The organism is Microbacterium sp. 1.5R, assembly GCF_007667425.1.
Taxonomy (GTDB): domain Bacteria; phylum Actinomycetota; class Actinomycetes; order Actinomycetales; family Microbacteriaceae; genus Microbacterium.
Map to the genome: position 1 here is coordinate 79006 of NZ_VDRC01000001.1, position 20404 is coordinate 99409.

Consider the following 20404-nt stretch of genomic DNA (forward strand, 5'->3'; position numbering starts at 1 on the left):
AACGGGTCAGAGTCCTAGTATCGCACACGTGAGGGGATGCGGACGCATTCCGTCGAACACCAGGCACTCGGCCGTCAGCCACGGCCGTTCTTGTCGTCGTCACCGGTGGGGCGCGACGCGAGATAGCGCTCGAGCTCGGCTGCCAGCTCATCGGCGCTGGGCAGGTCGCGCTCGTTGAAACCGCCCTCGTCGTACGAGTCGTCTTCGGGGTCGCGTCCGGCCATGTAGGCGTCGTAGCGCCGCTCGAGACCGTGCACCATCTGCTGCAGCTCGTCGTTGCCGGCGACCTGCTCGTCCACGCGAGCGCGGTAGTCCTCGCGACGCTCCTGCACCTCGTCGAGCATGACCACCAGGCCCGTCGCGGCCATCAGTCGTTCAGCCGCGGCGATCACGGCCTCGGGGTTCTCGGTCTCCGCCAGGTAGTGCGGCACGAGGAGCACGAAACCGACGACGCGGTCTCCCCGCTCGGCGAAGCGGAACTCGAGGAGGTGACCGGCGGTCGCCGGCACCTGCGTGCGCGGGCGCCACACCGAGTGTGCGACCGTGAGCTCACGGCGGTTGCCGCTCACTGTCGTGCCGATCGGCCGGGTGTGCGGAACGGGCATGGCGATCGAGTGGACCCAGTTGAGCCCGGAGACCTCGAACTCGGCGGCGAGCTCGAGGACAGTGCGCGCGAAGTGGTTCCACGCGAAGTCCGGCTCGTAACCGGCGAGGAGGAGGAACTTCTGTCCGAGCGCATCGGTCGCGAGCGAGAGCTCGAGGCGCGCGGGGCGGAACTCGGTCAGGTGGTCCTGGTCGAAGGCGATGATGGGTCGGCGCGCGCGGTAATCGAGGAGGACGTCGTTGTCGAAGACGGCGATCGGCTGGGGCGCCGTGGTCTCCCGGAGGTGCTCGATGAGTCCGGAGACGGCGTTGCCCGCGTCGGTGAAGCCGGTCATCAGCAGCACCAGGGGAAGCCCGCGCGGCACCGCCGGCGCGTTCGCGACACGTTCGTGGATCTCTCCGGAGAAGGGCATGTCTCCATGCTACGAGCAGGCGCCGACGGAGGGGCTGAGCGCATCATGCTCAGAGCGAACACGCCGATCGCGACCGCCACCGAGCGCGATCCCTAGGATGGAGTCATGACGCTTCCCGCGCTCACGCGCACTTCAGAACAGTTCCCAGGAAGCGCTGCAGACGCCGCAGTGCTCGTCATCTCCGAGATCACCGAATCCGGCGACGACCTCGCCTCGTACCCGGGTCTCGTCGAGGCGCTGAGGGGCGTCGGGTTCACCGGGTCGGCATCAGCGTTCACCAGGGTGTACGCCCCGCAGGTCACAGCGCTCCCATTCGCCGTCGTCGGGACCGGGAAGGATCCGGATGCGGTGGCTGTGCGCAATGCGGTCGGCACCGCGCTCCGCAGCCTGACGGGCTTCGACACCGTGTCCGTCGCCCTCGCGCCCGGCCTCGACCAGCACGCACGGGCGGCCGCCGAAGGCGCAGTTCTGGGCGGCTACCGCTTCGACAGCTACAAATCGGACAAGGGCAAGAGTCGAGCGTCGACCGTGCTGCTGCACGCGGACCTCTCCGACGACGCGGTCGCCGAGGCCGTCGCGGTCGGCGATGCGGTCGCGCTGGTCAAGGACCTCGTGAACGTCCCCGCCGAATGGCAGAGCCCCGCACAACTCGCGCAGAGCGCGGCCGACAGCGTGGCCGACCTCGACGTGACCGTCGAGATCCTCGACGAGGACGCCCTGACCGAGCAGGGCTTCGGCGGCATCCTCGGAGTCGCGCAGGGGTCGGACCGGCCGCCGCGGCTCGTGCGGCTCGACTACGCCCCGGCGGGTGCCGGGCGGCACATCGCGCTCGTCGGTAAGGGCATCACCTTCGACACCGGCGGTCTCTCGCTCAAGCCCGCAGCCTCGATGGTCGGCATGAAGTTCGACATGGCCGGCGCCGCCACGAGCCTCGCGGCGCTGCGCGCGATCGCGACGCTCGGACTGCCGGTGCGTGTCACAGCGTGGCTCTGCATCACCGACAACATGCCGTCAGGACGCGCGCTGCGCCCCGGCGACGTCATCCGGATCCTCGACGGCACGACCGTCGAGGTCCCGAACACGGATGCCGAGGGCCGCCTCGTCATGGCCGACGGCCTCGTCGCGGCAAGCCGCGAGAACCCCGATGTGATCATCGACGTCGCGACCCTCACCGGCGCGATCGTGATGGCCCTGGGGCACCGCCACACCGGCGTCTTCGGCGACGACGACGCGGTCGCGGAGCTGCTGGCTGCGTCCGACTCGGTCGGCGAGCTCGCGTGGCACATGCCCCTGCCCGACTACATGGAGGACTCGCTCGACTCCCCTATCGCCGATATGCAGAACGCCAACATGGGCGACCGCATGGGCGGCGCTTCCTATGCCGGGCTCTTCCTCCGGCGCTTCATCGGCCGCGTGTCCGACGAGGACGACGCACCCCGCATCCCCTGGGTGCATCTGGACATCGCCGGTTCCGGCGAGCACGGCGGAGCCCCGTACGGCTTCACCGAGAAGGGCCCAACGGGGGCGATGGTCCGATCGATCGTCGCCTTCGCCGACGCATCCCACACGGAGGCATGACCGCATGACAACCCACACCTTCGACATCGTCGTCCTGGGCGGAGGCAGCGGCGGGTACGCCGCGGCGCTCCGAGCGAGCGAGCTCGGCAAGTCCGTCGCTCTCATCGAGAAAGACAAGGTGGGCGGCACCTGCCTGCACCGCGGGTGCATCCCGACAAAGGCGCTGCTGCACGCGGCGGAGGTCGCCGAGCACGTCCGCGACGCCGCCCACGTCGGCATCACCGCGACGCTGGAGAACATCGACCCGGCCGGTGTGCGCGCCTACCGGGAGGGTATCGTCGCGAAGAAGTTCAAGGGTCTCGAAGGGCTCGTGAAGGCACGCGGCATCACCACTGTGCCCGGTCTCGGGCGCCTGAACACCGACCGGTCGGTGAGTGTCGGCGACGACGTGTACGTGGGCACCGACGTCGTGCTGGCGACGGGCTCTTACAGCCGCACGCTGCCGGGGCTCGAGATCGGCGGCCGCATCCTCACCAGCGAGCAGGCCCTGTCGCTCGATGTCATACCGGAGCGCGTGCTCGTGCTGGGCGGCGGCGTCATCGGCGTCGAGTTCGCGAGCGTGTGGCGCTCGTTCGGCGTCGACGTCACGATCATCGAGGCGCTCCCGCACCTGGTGCCCAACGAAGACATCGCGATGAGCAAGGGACTCGAGCGGGCATTCCGCCGCCGCGGCATCGCCTATTCCCTCGGCGTGCGATTCCAGAGCGCGGCGCAGACCGATGAGTCGGTCACCGTCACGCTCGAGGACGGCACGGAGTTCACCGCCGACTATCTGCTCGTCGCCGTCGGACGCGGCCCCATGACCGCCGATCTCGGCTTCGAGGATGCCGGCATCACCCTCGACCGCGGCTTCGTCACGGTCGACGAGGACCTTCGCACCGGTGTCCCCGGCGTGTGGGCCGTCGGTGACATCGTGCCGGGGCTGCAGCTCGCTCACCGCGGGTTCCAGCAGGGCATCGCGGTCGCCGAGCGCATCGCCGGTCTCGCGCCGACGAACATCCCCGATTCCCAGATCCCCAAGGTCACCTATTCCAGCCCCGAGGTCGCCTCGGTGGGCATCACGGAAGAGGCTGCCGTGGCAGAGCATGGAGCGGATGCCGTCGCCGCCTACGAGTACAACCTCGCTGGCAACGGCAAGAGCGAGATCATCGGCACCGGTGGTCTCGTGAAGGTCGTGCGACTCAAGGAAGGCCCGGTGCTGGGTGTGCACCTGCTGGGCGACCGCGTGGGCGAACTCATCACCGAGGGTCAGCTGGCCGTCGCATGGGAGGCGCACCCCGAGGACATCGCTCCGCTCATCCACGCACACCCGACCCAGAGCGAGGCTCTCGGCGAGGCGTTCCTGGCCCTCGCCGGAAAGCCGTTGCACGCTCTCTGACCCGACACCGGCCGGCGCGGAACACCAACGGTCGCGCAGGTCACTAAGCTAGACAAGCGTCCACAACTTCTAAAGGAGACTCCGTCATGAGCACATCCGTGGTCCTCCCCGCTCTCGGTGAGAGCGTCACAGAGGGTACGGTCACCCGCTGGCTCAAGCAGGTGGGAGACACCGTGCAGGCGGATGAGGGCCTGCTCGAGATCTCGACCGACAAGGTCGACACCGAGATCCCCTCCCCCATCACCGGCGTGATCGAGGAGATCCTCGTCGCCGAAGACGAGACCGTCGAGGTGGGTGCGCTGCTCGCGCGCATCGGCGACGGCAGCGACTCCGCTCCCGCAGCGGACGCGCCCGAGGCCGCCGCACCGGCAGCCGAGGCGACCCCCGAGCCCGCCGAGTCGAGCAGCGCCCCGGCAGAGGCACCCGCCGCCGAGCCGGCCGCGGCTGCGGAAGCCCCCTCCGAGGCGGCCCCGGCAGCTGCCCCCGCGGGTGACGCGAAGGACATCGTGCTCCCCGAGCTCGGCGAGAGCGTCACCGAGGGCACCGTCACGCGCTGGCTCAAGCAGGTCGGCGACAGCGTGGAGGTCGACGAGGCACTCCTCGAGATCTCGACCGACAAGGTCGACACCGAGATCCCGTCTCCGGTGGCCGGCGTGCTGCAGGAGATCGTCGCCGCAGAAGACGAGACCGTCGCCGTGGGCGCCGTTCTGGCCCGCGTGGGATCGGGAGCAGCTCCTGCTCCCGCCGAGTCCGCTCCCGCCCCCGCCGAGTCCGCCCCGGCTCCCGCCGAGTCCGCTCAGCCGGTCGAGGCCCCCGCCGCCGCAGCATCCGTGTCCGAAACGCCGGTCGACAAGCCGGCCGAGCGACCGGCGTCCGAAGCTCCGGTCGCAGCCCCCGCCGAGGCAGCCAAGGAGGAAGCAGCTCCCGCGGCCGCGTCGGCCGCCCCCGCTGAGCAGAAGCTCTCGCTCCCGACCGAGAGCGACAACCTCTACGTCACGCCTCTCGTGCGTCGTCTCGCCTCGCAGCAGGGTGTCGACCTCGCGAGCGTCACGGGCACCGGCGTCGGTGGTCGCATCCGCAAGGAGGACGTCCTGAAGGCCGCCGAGTCCGCGTCGTCGGCACCCGCGGCAGCACCGGCTCCGGCAGCGCCCGCTCCGCTCGAGGTCTCGCCGCTGCGTGGCACCACGCAGCCGATGTCGCGTCTGCGCAAGGTCCTCGCTCAGCGCGCCGTCGAGTCGATGCAGTCGACCGCCCAGCTGACCACTGTGGTCGAGGTGGACGTGACCGCTCTCGCGGAGTACCGCGACAGCGTCAAGACGTCGTTCCTCGAGAAGACGGGCGACAAGCTGTCGTTCCTCCCGTTCTTCGCCCTCGCAGCGGCCGAGGCACTGCAGGCGTTCCCGATCGTGAACGCCACGGTCGACGGCGATCAGATCAAGTACCCGGCGACCGAGAACCTCTCGATCGCGGTCGACACCGAGCGCGGGCTGCTGACGCCCGTTCTGCGTGACGCCGCCTCGAAGAACATCGCCGAGATCGCCCACGAGATCGCCGACCTCGCCGCCCGCACGCGCGACAACAAGCTGAAGCCCGACGAGCTCGCCGGCGGCACGTTCACGCTGACCAACACCGGTTCGCGCGGCGCGCTGTTCGACACCCCCGTCGTGTTCCTGCCCCAGTCGGCGATCCTCGGCACCGGCACGGTCGTCAAGCGCCCCGGCCTGGTCAAGGTCGGCGGCAGCGACGCGATCGCCATCCGGTCGTACGTCTACCTGGCGCTGTCTTACGACCACCGCATCATCGACGGTGCTGACGCCGCCCGCTTCCTCGGTGCGATCAAGGCTCGTCTCGAGTCGGCGCAGTTCTCCGCGCAGCTCGGCGCCTGATCCGCGCACATCACTCCGGCTGGTCCGCGGCGTCGTAGACGTCGCGGACCAGCCATTTCTCTGCCACGCGAACGAGAACCAGCACGCGCGAGGCAGCCGACTCGCCGTCGCCGGCGGGAGATCCCGTCGTGCGCACGACGGCGATGTCGCCGTAGAGGTCGAGCAGAACGGATTCCCCTTTCGATCCCGACTCGCGTCCTGCCCCCAGCGCAGCGACGACGCCCACGGATCCGGGAGCAACCGCGTCGATGCATTCCTGATCCGCTGCTCGATGACACTCCTCGATCTCGCGGAGGAGCGTCGCGACCACGGCGGCGGGGTCGTCGTCCGACTGCATCCCCGGCACCTCGTCCGCCCGCGTATCGTCTGCCGATTCCATCGGCGCCGGCGACCTCCCCACGTCCGCGTCCATCCCTGCCGATCCCGCTTCCTCGTCGATGCCGGACACCTTGTCACGTCCGCTCGAGGGCGGCTCCGCCGCCTCGCCAGGCCAGAGCGCCCCCGTCAGCAGGACGAGACCGGCTGCTCCCGCGCCCACGAGGATCTTCGGTGTCCGTCGTCGAGAGCGGCCGCCCGGTGCCGTATCGGTGTGCGCGGCTCCTTGCCCCTCCCTCGACGGTGTGGCGCCTCGCCGACGCGTGATGCGCCCGCTGAGCCGCCGCGCACCCTCGCTCAGAGGCGCGAGCACCTCGACTGCGGCACCGAGACCCCAGCCCCAGGACAAAACTTTTCTCCGCCGCGATGAGGCACGCCTTCCTTCCGAGGCTCGCCTCCTCCCCGTCGAGGCATGTCTCCTCCCTGCCGGGGCACGCGCATCGCCTCGCGGCACACTCGGCGGCGACGCGGTCGTGAGCGACGCGCGCACGCGATGCAGCACGTCAGCCTCCTGCGTCTCAGGGGCGAGCTCGTCGATGCGCATGAGCGGACGGGGTGTCGCGATCTCCAACAACTCCGACTCCCATGCGAGGAGCTGACGTCGCGGAACGTCCGGTCGATCGAGAGCCTGTCTCAGTCCATCGCTGATCGCTGCGAGCAGCCGTCTCTGCACGCGATCCGAGCGCTCTCGTTCCAGGGCGCGGATGAGATCCGCCGCCGAGGAGCGCGCATCGCTCCCGGCACCGATCACGAATACAGGGCACCCCTCGTCGGTGAGCCACCACTCGCCGACCGCATCGGCACCGCTTGACGCTGCCAGCTCGTCGATGCCGCGGAGCAGGCTGACGACCAGCGTGCTCACCTCCCCGCCGGACAGCGCGGGCTCCCCAGACCCGCGCTGCCCGATGAAGGTCGAGAGGCGCTCGGTGCACCAGGGCAGAAGCACCTCGTGCCCGTCGATCCGCCGCACGAGGTCGACTGGACCGGCGACGTGGCCGGCTCCCGCGTGCCGCAGCCCCTCCCACTCTCGAAGCTCGTCGAGGTTGCGCAGCACTGCCACCGCGTCGCCGCGGGTCACCAGCACTCCGGGGTAGGGACCCTCGTCCGCTGTGAGGCGCCGCACCACCCGGTGCGCACCCGGAACGAGCGGCGCCTCACGACGCCTGATCTCCGCCTCGGCCTTCATGGCTCTATGACAGCGCGTCGCGCCCCGTCCGCGGGGCGAGAACAGCCGTTGTGAACGAATTCTCCGGTCTCCTCTGATGGTGCAGGAGGAGTGCGGGCCGATCCGCCTCCCGCGAACGGCGACATGACGGCATCCGGGAATCGGTATCCTTGTACGCATGGCAAACCGATCGTCCGCGCCCGAGAAGCGCCCCGGCTTCTTCTCCCAGATCAAGTCGCTCTTCCGGTTCACCCGCGAGGTCTACCCCTGGCTTCCGTGGGCGCAGATCGGCGTGCTGATCGCCGGTGTGCTGATCGGCCTCATCGTCGGCTACGTGATCCCCCCGTTCCAGGTGTGGACCCTCGTCCTCTGGGGCATCTCCGGCCTCATGCTCGGCGTTCTCGGAGCGATGTTCCTCATGACGCGCCTGTCGACCTCGGCCATGTACCAGAAGATCGACGGCATGCCCGGGGCGACCGGTCACGTGGTGAGCACGAGCCTCGGCCGCAGCTGGCAGGGCTCCGACACCCCCGTTGGCATCAACCCCAAGACGCAGGATGCCGTCTATCGCGCCGTCGGTCGCGGCGGCGTCGTCGTCATCGGCGAGGGTGCCCGTGGTCGCCTCACCCGTCTGGTCAACGACGAGCGCAGCAAGGCGGCCCGCGTCGCTCACGGCGTTCCCGTGACGGTCATCTACGTGGGCCACGGCGATGACGACGTCGCGATCGCCGATCTGGCGAAGACCATCAAGAAGCTTCCGAAGGCGATCGACAAGGCCACCATGGCCGCCGTCATCAAGCGCATCGACTCGGTGTCGCAGTCGATCTCCTCGCTGCCGATCCCGAAGGGCATCGACCCGACGAAGGTGCGCGCTCAGCGCCCGCGCTGATCAGGCATCGTTCACGCAGACGAAGCGCGGCCGTCCTCCGAGGAGGACGGCCGCGCTTCGTCGTTCACTCCGACAGGGGCTGACGCGGGAGCTTGCGCACCTTGGCCCGACGGCGACGCCGTTCGGGGATCATCGAGCGCATCTCGTCGAGCTTGCCGAAGCAGAACAGGCGATCGTCCGCCTCCAGCACCACGTGCTTGCGCGGATTGGGGATCACCGAGACGCCCCGGTGCAGAGTCAGCACGGTGATGTCACGCTCCCAGAGGCCGGCTTCGCCGAGCGTCTTGCCGACGAGACCGGCGGCGTTGTGCACCATGAGCTCAGCGACGCCGTAGCCCGTCGAGACCGTGAGACGCTGCCGCACGTCGATCTCGGGAAAGGCGACCTGCCCGGCGATGTAGTCGATGATGGCGCCGGCGACGTCGAGCTTCGTCGCCGTCTCGATGCCCTGCAGCCCGGGAGAGGAGTTGACCTCCATCACCAGCGGGCCCTCATCGCCCTCGAGCATGTCGACGCCGGCGACGCGGAGTCCCATGATCTGCGCCGACCGCACCGCAGCGCGCTCGTAGACCGGATCGAGTTCGATGGACTCCACGGACCCGCCGCGGTGCACATTGGAGCGGAACTCGTCGCCCGCCGCCGACCGCCGCATCGCCGCGACCACGCGGTCGCCGACGACCAGGGCCCGGATGTCGCGGCCCCGGCTCTCCGAGATGAACTTCTGGATGAGCACGTTCTGCTTGGTCGAGTGCAGCGTCTCGATGATCGCCTCGGCCACCTTGACCTGCGGCGCGAGGATCACGCCGATGCCCTGCGTGCCCTCGAGAAGCTTGATGACGACGGGAGCCCCGCCCACGCGCTCGATCGCCGGCCGCACGTCGGCGCGATTCCGAACGAAGGCCGTCGGAGGCATCGCGATGTTGTGCCGGGACAGGATCTGGTTCGCCCTGAGCTTGTCGCGCGCGCTCGAGATCCCGTTCGCGGTGTTCGGCGTGTACACGTCCATCTGCTCGAACTGTCGCACCACCGCGGTGCCGAAGTACGTGATCGAGTTGCCGATGCGAGGCAGGATCGCGTCGTAGTCGCTCAGCTGCCGACCCCGATAGTGCAGGTCGGGTTCGTCAGCGGTGAGGTCTATCGCGAATCGCAGGGTATTCAGCACCTTGACGTTGTGGCCTCGCTGGAGAGCGGCGGCACGCAGTCGTTGCGTGGAGTACGCCTGTGGCGCACGGGAGAGCACTGCGATCTTCACGGAATTTCCTGCCAGGATGGTCGGGTGAGCACGTCATCCCATTCAAACACTCTTATCGGGTGGCGAGAATGGGTGAGCCTGCCCGATCTCGGCGTCGACTGGATCAAAGCCAAGATCGACACCGGCGCGCGGACGTCATCACTGCATGCCTTCGACATCCGCGAGTTCGAACGGGACGGCGCCTCGTGGGTGCGCTTCCGCGTCAAGCCCTGGCAGGACAGCCAAGAGGATGCCGTCGTCGTCGAGTCCCCCGTGCACGACCGCCGCGCCGTACGCAGCTCGTCGGGCCACGCGCAGGACCGCTTCGTCGTCGAACTGCTGATCCGCCTCTACGACCGCGAGGTGCTTGCCGAGGTCACGTTGAGCAACCGCGACGAGATGGGCTTCCGGATGCTGATCGGTCGCGAGGCGCTCAAGCACGGCTACGTGGTCGACCCTGCGCGATCGTTCGTCGGAGGTCGCGCGCCGCGCGAAGCCCGCCGACGCAACCGCGGCAAGGAGTGATCCGGCTCAGGCGCGGATGAGGACGAGGCCGGAGGCCTTGTCGTGCAGACCGCGCTGGTCCGCATCCCAGATGACGGCGGGGATGACGACCACGAGCAGCAGCGTCCGCATGACAGGGCGCCAGAGTCCGACCCACCCGCCATACAGACGGATGACGCGCATGCCGACGATCCGGTGGCCAGGGCTGCCGCCGGCGGTCGGGATGAAGAGGATCTGCAGTGCGGCGAAGACCGCGAGCGGAGCGAACTGCGAGAGCCCCGCCTCGGACGGAAGGGCGAACTGGTCGTATCCGAGGAACGCCGTCGCGATGAGGGATGCGGCGACGTAGTCGATCACGAGCGCCCCGATCCGGCGCCCCGGACGGGCGATGCTGCCGGTCCCGGTGTTCGGCAATCCGAGTCGTTCTCCGGGGTAAGAGTTCACAGCATCCGTCACGTCTCCAGCCTACCGGCGCGTAACATGCCGGAAACAATACGGATACTCCCGGGAAACGCCCCGCCCGTACTGTGCAGAATGGCCGTAAGCCATCGATCCGCAATACAGGAGTCGTCCATGTTCAAAGATTCGTCCGAGGTGCTCGCCTACATCGAGGAGAACGACGTCAAGTTCCTTGACATCCGCTTCACCGATCTCCCGGGTGTGCAGCAGCACTTCAACATCCCCGCCTCCACCGTGGACGAGGACTTCTTCACCAACGGCCAGCTCTTCGACGGCTCGTCGATCCGTGGTTTCGCGAACATCCACGAATCCGACATGCAGCTGATCCCCGATGTGACGACGGCGTACATCGACCCCTTCCGCGAGGCGAGCACCCTCGTGATGATCTTCGACATCTACAACCCCCGCACGGGTGAGATCTACACGAAGGACCCGCGCCAGGTCGCCAAGAACGCCGAGAAGTACCTCGCGTCCACCGGCATCGCCGACACCGCGTTCTTCGCTCCCGAGGCCGAGTTCTACATCTTCGACGAGGTCCGCTACTCGGTCACCGCCGGCGAGAGCTTCTACAAGGTCGACTCCGAAGAGGCCGCGTGGAACACGGGTCGCGAGGAAGAGGGCGGCAACCTCGGAAACAAGACCCCGTACAAGGGCGGCTACTTCCCGGTCTCCCCCGTCGACAAGACGGCCGATCTGCGCGACGACATCACTCTGAAGCTCATCGACGCCGGCTTCATCCTCGAGCGCTCGCACCACGAGGTCGGCACCGCCGGTCAGCAGGAGATCAACTACCGCTTCGACACCATGGTGCATGCGGCCGACGACATCCTGAAGTTCAAGTACATCGTCAAGAACACCGCCGACCTCTGGGGCAAGTCCGCGACCTTCATGCCGAAGCCGCTGTTCGGCGACAACGGCTCGGGCATGCACACGCACCAGTCGCTGTGGAACGACGGCGAGCCGCTGTTCTACGACGAGGCGGGCTACGGCCAGCTCAGCGACATCGCACGCTGGTACATCGGCGGCATCCTCGCCCACGCGCCGGCGCTGCTCGCGTTCACGAACCCGACCCTCAACAGCTACCACCGTCTGGTGAAGGGCTTCGAGGCGCCGGTCAACCTCGTCTACTCGGCCGGCAACCGCTCGGCCGCGATCCGCATCCCGATCACGGGCTCCAACCCCAAGGCGAAGCGCATCGAGTTCCGTGCGCCGGATGCCTCTGGTAACCCGTACCTCGCCTTCGCCGCGCAGCTCATGGCCGGCCTCGACGGAATCAAGAACCGCATCGAGCCGCACGAGCCCGTCGACAAGGACCTCTACGAGCTTCCCCCCGAGGAGGCCAAGAACATCCCGCAGGTGCCGAACTCGCTGCTCGACTCTCTCGAGGCGCTGCGCGCCGACCACGCCTTCCTGCTCGAGGGCGGCGTGTTCACCGAGGAGCTCATCGAGACCTGGATCTCGTACAAGTACGAGAACGAGATCCTGCCGATGGCTCAGCGCCCGCACCCGTTCGAGTTCGAGCTGTACTACGGCGTCTGATCCGATCAGCACCAAGAGAGCCCGCCCCGGCGTCGCGCCGGGGCGGGCTCGTCTGTTCGCACGGAGGTTCGGCCAGCTCCCGCCTCTCAGTCAGAACGCGTCTGGAACGAATGCAGGCCGAGGTCGGCGCTGAGGATCTCACTCGCGATGTGGCCCCGGACGCTGGTGCCCTGCTCGTCGAGTGGCGGGCTGACGATCGCGGCGCCGAGACGGGCCGGCGCCGAGAGCACGATGACTCCGGAGACGCCGGATTTCGCGGGGATGCCGACCTGCCGCATCCACCGCCCCGATCCGTCGTAGACGCCGCAGGTCGCCATGACCGAGATCACGTCGCGGGCGACGGCCGCCGACACGACCTGGACCCCGGTGACGGGATTGCGTCCGCCTGAGGCGAGCGTCGCGCCCATGACCGCAAGATCACGCGCGTCCACGAGCGTCGCGCAGGCACGCGCGTACGCGGCGACCGCGTCGTCTGCACTGAGCGTGAGAGTTCCCTCGGAGCGCATGAGGTGTGCAAGGGCGTGGTTGCGATCCCCGAGCAGGTGCTCATTCTCGGCGACCTCCTCGTCCACCTCGAGCTGTCGACCGGCGAAGGCCGAGAGGCCGCTGAGGATGCGTTCGCTCCGCGCCGAGGCATCCGCTCCGTCGACGAGCGATGCCGTCAGGAGCGCCCCGGCGTTCACCATCGGATTCGGTGGCCTGCCGGTGCCGCTCTCGAGCTTGATCGCGTCGAAGGCCTCGCCCGTCGGCTCGATGCCCACCCGGTCGAGCGCCTCTCCCCCGGTGTCCTGCAGAGCGAGGGCGAAAAGGAACGGCTTGACCGCGGACTGAATGCTCACACGCGCGTCCGCTCCGGCGCTGGCGTTGAGCGCACCGTCGACGGTGACGAGGGCCAACCCCACGAGCTCCGGGTCGGCCTCGGCGAGCTGTGGGATGCTCTCGTCGACCGCGCCACCGTCCTCCACGAGGATGCGGTCGCGCAGGTCGTCGAGGTCGTAGGCGAGCGGATCGGGTCTCGACGTCATGACTCCAGCCTGGCACGGTGTGGGTGCAGGTCGAGCTCCCACACGTTCATGGTCAGCTCGGATCCGCGGAACTCCCCGGCCAGCGAACTCGCGCGCTCGAATCCCGCCCGGCGGCACACGCCGTTGGAGGCGGCGTTCTCGACTGCCGGGAATGCGACGAGATGACGCAGCCCAGCGGGGTGCGCCCTGGCATCGTCGATCAGCAGCGCGAGGGCGCGTGAGGCGACTCCCTTCCCCTGTGCGGCCGGCACCACGAACCATCCCGTCTCGAATGCGGGCTCGTCTCGCCACTCGACGGTCCAGTAACCGATCGCGCCGACCGGGCGGACGCGATCCGCGATCACGACGAACATCCTCGCCGTGCGGTCGTCGAGACCGAGGTAGCGCTGGTGCCGCCCGAGTACCTGCCTCTCGCTCTCCGGTCCGTTCAGATGAGCGGTCATCGCCGCGGTGTTCGCCGCCCGCAGGAGCGGCAGGTCGCCCTCCGACCACGGGCGGAGCGTCAAGGTCTCCATACACCGACCATGGCACGAGCATCGGACATCGCCTATACCACCGCGAGCGGCAGGCGCGCCATCCGGCGTGCCCTGCTTGACCCGCATCCCGGGCGGTGGTCAACTGAGAGGTCGGTGACAACAGAGGGGGCATCATGCGTCGGAAGACGAGCAGGGCGCAGGCCGCGGCCGCGGAAGAGCTGATGAATCAGCCGAAGACGGCGGCCGCAGCGATCGCGCGCATCAACCCGTTCATGTACGGCCTGCTCGGTGCGCTCGGCGTGCTGGTCGCGCTCGTGCTCGGCGGTATCGTCGATCAGCTCGCCACCGTGCTCGTCTACATCGGAGTCGCGCTCTTCCTCGCTCTGGGCCTCGACCCGATCGTCACGTGGATCGAGCGGAAACTCCCTCGCCCTGCAGCCGTCGCGATCGTGGTCGCGGTGGTGCTGCTCGCGTTCGCCGGCATCCTGCTCGCGATCGTCCCGATCCTCGTCGAGCAGGTCACGAACCTCGTGAAGAACGGACCGAAGATGGTCCAGGACTTCATGGCCAGCGACTGGTTCCAGAACATCAGCGACCAGTTCGGCTCGACGTTCGACGATGCCGCACAGGGCGTGCTGACGTTCATCCAGGACCCCAGCAACATCCTCAACATCTCCGGCGGCGTCTTCGCGGTGGGCGCGGGGATCGCCGGGGGCTTCACCGGCGTCACCATCGTGCTCATTCTCACGCTCTACTTCATGGCGTCGCTGCGCAGCATGAAGAAGGTCTCTGCCCGCTTCGTCCCCGCCTACCAGCGCGAGACGTACAGCGGACTGCTGGAGGACGTGTCCGGTGCCGTCGGGCGCTACGTCATGGGCCAGGCCAGCCTCGCGCTGATCAACGGCATCCTGAGCCTGATCATGCTGAGCATCATCGGCGCCCCCGTCCCGGCGCTGCTCGCACTGATCGCGTTCATCGGCTCACTCATCCCGCTCGTCGGAACCCTGTCGGCGTCGATCATCAACTCCCTGATCTGCCTGATCGTGAGTCCGGTAACGGCGCTGCTCGCCTTCGGCTACTACCTGGTGTACATGCAGATCGAGGCATACGTGCTGTCGCCCCGGATCATGAACAAGGCGGTGGCGGTGCCGGGCGCGCTCGTGGTCATCGCGGCCGTCGCCGGAGGCGCGCTCGGCGGAATCCTCGGCGCGCTGGTCGCGATCCCGGTCGCCGCGAGCGTCATCATCATCGTGCAGAAGGTCGTCTTCCCCACGCAGGACGCGAAGGTCGTGCCGCCGGGAACGCTCAGCGAACGGTGACGGCGGCGGGCTGGACCCGCACGGTGAAGCGCGAGATCTCCCCCACCTCTTCACCGTCGATCTCGAACATCCGCGGCGCCGAGAGCTCGACCACGATGCGCTCCGCCGAGACATGCGTGGTCGAGTTGGTGCTCACGGCCTCGTCGACAGCGCCGAAGATCCGTCGGATGCCGTTCTCCCACACCACCGAGCGCACCGTGTCGAGCCACTGCAGCGGGCCGTCGGCGCTCACGAGCAGCATGTCGAGCTGACCGTCGTCGAGCACCGCGTCGGGGAGCAGCCGGATGCCACCCTGGACCATTCCGCAGTTGCCGATCAGCATCGTGTGTCCGCGGAGCTCCTGCGGCTCGCCGTCGTCGAGGGCGAGCGAGATATCGGTCATCTCAGTGCCGGCCAGGGCGCGCCCCATGGCCTCGACGTACGCGAGCCACCCCGCACGGTCCTTGAGATCGTCATCGGTCTCGACCAGCATCTGCGCATCGATGCCGAAGCCGACCATCACGACGAAGGCGTGTTCGTCGCCATCGATCTCGACCCAGCCGAGGTCGATCTCCTTCTCCTCACCGTCGCGAACGCGGATGAGGGCCGCGACGGGATCGTTGAGGGGCACAGAGAGGTTGCGCGCGAGCAGGTTGCCCGTGCCGCGCGGCACGATGCCCAACGCGGCGTCGGTCCCCACCAGTCCCTCGGCGACGGCCCGCACCGTGCCGTCGCCACCGGCGGCGACGACCACATCACAGCCTGCGGCCGCGGCCTCAGCGGCCATACCGCGACCCGGGTCCTCGGGCGTGGTCTCCCACCACTCGACGTGCGTTCCGTCGGAATCCTCACCGAACACGGACTCCACGGCGGACCGCAGCTGGTCTCCACCCGGCTTCGAGGGGTTCCAGATCACACCGAGTTTCGAGATCGCCATGAGGTCAGCTTCTTGCAAACGGGGCTGCTTGGCAACTCGACGGGCGGTCACCCGTAGAACAGGTCCTCGAACGCGCGTCGCGCGCGACGGGTCACCCCGAGATAATCGTCCTCCAGCACGCTCGCCGAGCGGTCCGGGTACCCGAGAAGACGGCCGATGGCGTCGAGGTCGCGGGGGTCCGTGGGGAGCACATCACTCGTCCGCCCCGTGTAGAGCGTGATGGCCGAGCGCAGGCGGCTGGACAGCAGCCACGCCGCTCGCAACAGCTCGGCCGACTCCTCCGGCACGTACCCGGCCTCGACCGCGGCATCGAGGGCTGTGATCGTCGAGGTGGTCCGCAGCGCGGGGACGTCATGCGCGTGCTGCAGCTGGATGAGTTGCACGAGCCATTCGACGTCGCTCAGCGTGCCGGGACCGAGCTTGAGGTGACGTCGAGGGTCGATGCCCTGCGGCAGCCGCTCCCCCTCGACGCGTGCCTTGATGCGTTTGATCTCACGCGTACCCTGCAGATCGACGGATGCCGGATAGCGGATGCCGTCGGCCATCCTCGTGAACTTCTCGATCAGCTTCGCGCTGCCGGCGACACCACGGGCTCGAAGCAGCGCTTGAGCCTCCCAGGAGAGCGACCACCGGCGGTAGTACTCCGCGTAGGCCTGGAGCGTGCGCACGAGCGGCCCGTTCCGCCCCTCCGGCCGCAGATCCGCATCGAGGTCGAGCGGGACGCGATGGTCGGTGAGGTGCTCGCGGAGCCCGGCCACGATGCGCGTGGCGAGGGTCTGCGCACGCTGAGGGTCGAGGCCGTTCGCGTCGTACACGTAGAGGATGTCGGCATCCGATCCGAACCCGAGCTCGGCTCCTCCGAAACGACCCATTCCGATGACGGCGAAGTCGAGTGCGTCGTCTTCGGGCGGCACGATCTCGCGCCGGACGGCGCGCAGTGCGGCCTGGATGGACGCGTCGGTGATCTCGGTGAGCGACGTCGCGACCTGCTGGATCGTCAAGACATCGAGCACTCCGCCCATCGCCGTCCGCAGAAGCTCCCGGCGGCGGAGGGCGCGTACGGCCTGCAGGGCGTCGCCGATGCTGCGGTGCCGCGTCTGGATGGCACGGGCCTCCTCGTCGAGCGCCGCACCGCTGCGCGGCCGCAGCAGATCGCTGCTGTCGAGCCAGGCGACCGATTCGGGGATCCACTCCATGAGCTCACCGACGTAGCGCGACGACGACAGCAGCCTCGTCAGGCTCTCTGCCGCGCCGGACGAGTCGCGCAGCATCCGCAGGAACCACGGGGTGTCCCCCAGCCTCTCGCTGATCCGACGGAACGCCAGAAGCGCGTAATCGGGGTCGCTGCCGTCGGCGAACCAGCGCACCATGATCGGCATGAGGTGGCGTTGGATCGTCGCCTTGCGGCTGAGTCCCGTCGTCAGAGCGCCGATGTGCCGGAGCGCGCCCGCCGGATCTCGGAACCCGATCGCCATGAGGCGGTCGTGCGCCTGCTCGGTCGACAGGGTTCGCTCCGCCTCGGGCAGGGCGGCGACGGCGCTCAGCAGCGGCCGGTAGAAGAGGCGGGTGTGGATGTCGCGCACCTCGCGGCGCACGCCCTCCCACCGCGCCCAGATCGCGTCGCCGGAGTCGGCCAGACCGGAGCCGCGCGCCAGGACCCGGAGCCCGGCCGGGGTGCGAGGCATGAGGTGGGTGCGGCTCAGCTCACGCAGTTGCAGACGATGCTCCATGAGCCTGAGGATGCGGTAGTCGTCGGCGAAGGCCCCGGCGTCCGCCCTGCCGATGTACCCGCCGTCGACGAGCGCGTCGACGGTCTCGAGCGTTCCCCTCGTCCGCAGCCTCGGGTCGGTGAGTCCGTGCACGAGCTGCAGCAGCTGCACGGTGAATTCGATGTCGCGGAGGCCGCCGGCCCCGAGCTTGAGCTGATACGGCGCGTCGGCGGGGTCGATATGCTCCATGACCCGCTCGCGCATGCGCTGCACGCTGTCGACGAAGTTCTCACGGGCGGCGCTCGAGAACACCTTGGGCTGCATGGCCGCGATGTATGCGGCCCCGAGCTGCGGATCGCCCGCGAGCGGGCGCGCCTTCAGCAGCGCCTGGAACTCCCAGCTCTTCGCCCAGCGGTCGTAGTACGCCACGTGCGACGCGAGGGAGCGCACCAGCGCCCCCTGCTTGCCTTCGGGGCGGAGCGCGGCATCCACCTCCCACAACGGCGGCTCCACCTCGATGCCGCTGAGGCCACGCATGGTCTCGCGCGCGAGGCGGGTCGCGATGTCGATCGCGCGCGATTCGGAGAGCGTCTCCTCGTCGGCCGTGCCGCCGACGAAGATCACGTCGACGTCGCTGACGTAGTTGAGCTCGCGCGCTCCCGCCTTGCCCATGCCGATGATCGCCAGCTGCGTGGCCGCTACCTGCTCGTCGCCCACGGTGTCGGCGACCTTCCGTCGAGCGACCGCCAGGGACGCCTCGAGTGCGGCGCCGGCGATGTCGGCGAGAGCTGCCGACACGTCGCCGACGATCATGACCGGGTTATGGGCCGTCACGTCGAATGCGGCGATCGCGGCGAGGTCGCGACGATACGCGATCCGAAGAGCGACGATCGCGGCGTCGTCGGCGGCGGACGCGAAGCCGTCGCTGGCTCCGACCGCATCGAGCAGACGCTCCCGCAGGTCGTCGGCCGTCGGAAAGGTCGACAGCGGCTCGGCCAGGACGAAGAGCTGGTCCGGATGCCGGAAGAAGAAGTCGGCGAAGCCCTCAGACACGCCGAACAGACGCCACACGCGCTCGCGCGACGACGGATCGGAGAACAGCATGCGGAGCGGCGCCGGGTCACGGCGCGCGACCCGCAGCATCCCCTCGACCGCTGCGTCGGGATCCGCGGCCACTGCTCCGTCGAGCAGCGCGGCGCGATCGACTCCGACGAGGCCGGCGAGCTCCGCGAGATTCGCCGCAGCCTCGCTCAACTCCGCGAATCCCAGCCGCGCCAGCGCAGAGAGGGAGACGGAGTCGTGCGAGCGAGCCATGCGACGGTCAGAGGAGCTCGAGGTTGTTCTTCAGCTCCAGAGGAGTGACCTGACCGCGGTACGCCTCCCACTCCTTGCGCTTGTTGAGCAGCACGTAGTTGAACACCGACTCGCCGAGCGTCTCGGCGACGAGCTCCGAGCTCTCCATGTACTCGAGCGCGTGGTCGAGGCTCGCCGGCAGCGCCGCGTAGCCGAGCGCCCGGCGCTCGGCGTCGCTGAGCGACCACACGTTGTCCTCGGCCTCCGGCGGCAGCTCGTACTCCTCCTCGATGCCCTTGAGGCCGGCGGCGAGCATGAGCGCATAGGCGAGGTACGGGTTCGCCGCGGAGTCGAGAGCGCGGTACTCGACCCGCGAGGAGCCGCCCTTGTTGGGCTTGTACATCGGCACGCGCACCAGGGCGGAGCGATTGTTGTGGCCCCACGTGACGAAGCTCGGAGCCTCGTCGCCGCCCCACAGGCGCTTGTACGAGTTCACGAACTGGTTGGTGACGGCGGCGATCTCGTTGGCGTGGCGCAGGAGACCAGCGATGAAGTGACGTCCGGTCTTGGAGAGCTGGTACTTGGCGCCCTCCTCGTAGAAGGCGTTGCGCTCGCCCTCGAACAGCGACATGTGCGTGTGCATCCCGCTGCCGGGGTGGCCGCTGAGGGGCTTCGGCATGAAGGTCGCGTACACGCCCTGCTCGATGGCCACCTCCTTGATCACCGTGCGGAACGTCATGACGTTGTCGGCCATGGTGAGGGCATCGGCGTAGCGCAGGTCGATCTCGTTCTGGCCCGGTCCGCCCTCGTGGTGGCTGAACTCGACCGAGATGCCGAGATCCTCGAGCATCCGCACCGAGCGACGGCGGAAGTCATGAGCCGTGCCACCGGGGACGTTGTCGAAGTACCCGGCCGAATCGACCGGCACCGGCCCCTCCGGTCCGAAGTTCGAGGACTTCAGCAGGTAGAACTCGATCTCGGGGTGCGTGTAGAACGTGAACCCGGCGTCGGCGGCCTTCGCGAGAGTGCGCTTGAGCACATGACGAGGGTCCGACACGGCCGGACGCCCGTCGGGAGTGGTGATGTCGCAGAACATGCGCGCGGTCGGATCGATCTCGCCGCGCCAGGGCAGGGTCTGGAAGGTCGTGGGGTCGGGCTGCGCGAGGAGGTCGGACTCGTAGCTGCGCGTGAGGCCCTCGATCGCCGAGCCGTCGAACCCGATGCCTTCGGCGAACGCTCCCTCGACCTCGGCCGGCGCGATGGCGACCGACTTGAGGGTGCCGATCACATCGGTGAACCACAGCCGCACGAACTTGACGCCGCGCTCCTCGATCGTCCGGAGGACGAAGTCCCTCTGCTTGTCCATCTTCACTCGGCGGCGCTCTTGCCGGCGCCGGCGTCCCAGCCGTCTTCCGCCGATTCCTCGTCTGCCCAGGCGCGTGCGCGCTCCTGCAGCTTCTCGGGCGCGTGGGCGGCCTCGGCCTCGGTGTCGAACGGGCCGACGCGATCGACGGACGGCGAGATCATCCCGAACTCGACCTGTCGGGTCTCCATGTTGTACCAGTACTTCTCATCGCCGTTCGACATGGCCGATCCCCTTCTACACGTGGTGTCTCGATCCTACTGGCGCAGAGCCCGGTCGCTAA

General features: G+C 68.6%; 17 protein-coding genes. 7 read left to right on the plus strand and 10 right to left on the minus strand.

The features are described from left to right. Positions 1–74 precede the first annotated feature (74 nt). Complete coding sequence (locus FSY98_RS00395; protein ID WP_144872578.1) at positions 75–1016, minus strand: proteasome assembly chaperone family protein; 942 nt, start codon at positions 1014–1016, stop codon at positions 75–77. A gap of 105 nt (positions 1017–1121) precedes the next feature. Here FSY98_RS00395 and FSY98_RS00400 point away from each other — a divergent pair, with 105 nt between their 5' ends. The 3 genes from FSY98_RS00400 to sucB all read left to right on the plus strand — a co-directional run bounded on the left by FSY98_RS00400 (position 1122) and on the right by sucB (position 5858). Beyond that, positions 1122–2594 carry a leucyl aminopeptidase gene (locus tag FSY98_RS00400; RefSeq protein ID WP_144872581.1) on the plus strand — a complete coding sequence of 491 codons (1473 nt, stop codon included), beginning with the start codon at positions 1122–1124 and terminating at the stop codon, positions 2592–2594. Positions 2595–2598: 4 nt separating this feature from the next. After that, positions 2599–3972, plus strand: coding sequence for a dihydrolipoyl dehydrogenase (gene lpdA, locus FSY98_RS00405; RefSeq protein ID WP_144872584.1), 1374 nt, complete (start codon positions 2599–2601; stop codon positions 3970–3972). A gap of 86 nt (positions 3973–4058) precedes the next feature. After that, a complete protein-coding gene (sucB, locus tag FSY98_RS00410; RefSeq protein WP_144872587.1) occupies positions 4059–5858 on the plus strand; it encodes a 2-oxoglutarate dehydrogenase, E2 component, dihydrolipoamide succinyltransferase in 1800 nt (599 codons plus the stop codon). A 10-nt stretch (positions 5859–5868) separates the two neighbouring features. Here the strand turns inward: sucB and FSY98_RS00415 are convergent, their stop codons facing one another. Beyond that, positions 5869–7419: a hypothetical protein gene (locus tag FSY98_RS00415; protein WP_144872590.1), complete on the minus strand. Its 1551-nt coding sequence runs from the start codon at positions 7417–7419 to the stop codon at positions 5869–5871. Positions 7420–7576: 157 nt separating this feature from the next. Between FSY98_RS00415 and FSY98_RS00420 the strand changes: the two genes are divergently transcribed. Next, positions 7577–8287 (plus strand): DUF4191 family protein, encoded by a 711-nt coding sequence (locus tag FSY98_RS00420; RefSeq protein ID WP_144872593.1) that lies wholly within the window; start codon positions 7577–7579, stop codon positions 8285–8287. 64 nt (positions 8288–8351) lie between these two features. Here the strand turns inward: FSY98_RS00420 and FSY98_RS00425 are convergent, their stop codons facing one another. Beyond that, entirely contained in the window at positions 8352–9539 is a 1188-nt protein-coding gene (locus FSY98_RS00425) for a RimK family alpha-L-glutamate ligase (RefSeq protein ID WP_144872596.1), read from the minus strand. 24 nt (positions 9540–9563) lie between these two features. Between FSY98_RS00425 and FSY98_RS00430 the strand changes: the two genes are divergently transcribed. After that, complete coding sequence (locus FSY98_RS00430) at positions 9564–10043, plus strand: ATP-dependent zinc protease (protein ID WP_144872599.1); 480 nt, start codon at positions 9564–9566, stop codon at positions 10041–10043. A 6-nt stretch (positions 10044–10049) separates the two neighbouring features. Here the strand turns inward: FSY98_RS00430 and FSY98_RS00435 are convergent, their stop codons facing one another. Beyond that, entirely contained in the window at positions 10050–10478 is a 429-nt protein-coding gene (locus FSY98_RS00435) for an RDD family protein (RefSeq protein ID WP_260857188.1), read from the minus strand. Between the two features lie 117 nt (positions 10479–10595). Between FSY98_RS00435 and glnA (FSY98_RS00440) the strand changes: the two genes are divergently transcribed. Beyond that, positions 10596–12020, plus strand: coding sequence for a type I glutamate--ammonia ligase (glnA, locus tag FSY98_RS00440; protein ID WP_144872602.1), 1425 nt, complete (start codon positions 10596–10598; stop codon positions 12018–12020). A gap of 86 nt (positions 12021–12106) precedes the next feature. Here the strand turns inward: glnA (FSY98_RS00440) and glsA are convergent, their stop codons facing one another. Further along, positions 12107–13045 carry a glutaminase A gene (gene glsA / locus FSY98_RS00445; RefSeq protein ID WP_144872605.1) on the minus strand — a complete coding sequence of 313 codons (939 nt, stop codon included), beginning with the start codon at positions 13043–13045 and terminating at the stop codon, positions 12107–12109. After that, on the minus strand, positions 13042–13560 hold the full coding sequence (locus FSY98_RS00450) for a GNAT family N-acetyltransferase (protein WP_222119101.1): 519 nt from the start codon (positions 13558–13560) through the stop codon (positions 13042–13044). Before FSY98_RS00450 ends, glsA begins: the two co-directional genes overlap by 4 nt. 134 nt (positions 13561–13694) lie before the next feature. Here FSY98_RS00450 and FSY98_RS00455 point away from each other — a divergent pair, with 134 nt between their 5' ends. Beyond that, positions 13695–14840, plus strand: coding sequence for an AI-2E family transporter (locus FSY98_RS00455; RefSeq protein WP_144872611.1), 1146 nt, complete (start codon positions 13695–13697; stop codon positions 14838–14840). Here the strand turns inward: FSY98_RS00455 and FSY98_RS00460 are convergent. From FSY98_RS00460 to FSY98_RS00475, 4 genes are read right to left on the minus strand one after another with little or no spacing between them, the layout of a single operon-like run. After that, positions 14827–15756, minus strand: a complete 930-nt coding sequence (locus FSY98_RS00460) for a diacylglycerol kinase family protein (RefSeq protein WP_144872614.1) — start codon at positions 15754–15756, stop codon at positions 14827–14829. The two genes, FSY98_RS00455 and FSY98_RS00460, sit on opposite strands and share 14 nt — an antisense overlap. 47 nt (positions 15757–15803) lie before the next feature. Further along, a complete protein-coding gene (locus FSY98_RS00465; protein ID WP_144872617.1) occupies positions 15804–18779 on the minus strand; it encodes a bifunctional [glutamine synthetase] adenylyltransferase/[glutamine synthetase]-adenylyl-L-tyrosine phosphorylase in 2976 nt (991 codons plus the stop codon). A gap of 7 nt (positions 18780–18786) precedes the next feature. After that, the gene (gene glnA, locus FSY98_RS00470; protein ID WP_144872620.1) at positions 18787–20124 is read right to left on the minus strand and encodes a type I glutamate--ammonia ligase; all 1338 of its coding nucleotides are present in this window, start codon (positions 20122–20124) and stop codon (positions 18787–18789) included. Between the two features lie 2 nt (positions 20125–20126). Next, the gene (locus tag FSY98_RS00475) at positions 20127–20345 is read right to left on the minus strand and encodes an SPOR domain-containing protein (protein ID WP_144872623.1); all 219 of its coding nucleotides are present in this window, start codon (positions 20343–20345) and stop codon (positions 20127–20129) included. Positions 20346–20404 lie beyond the last annotated feature (59 nt).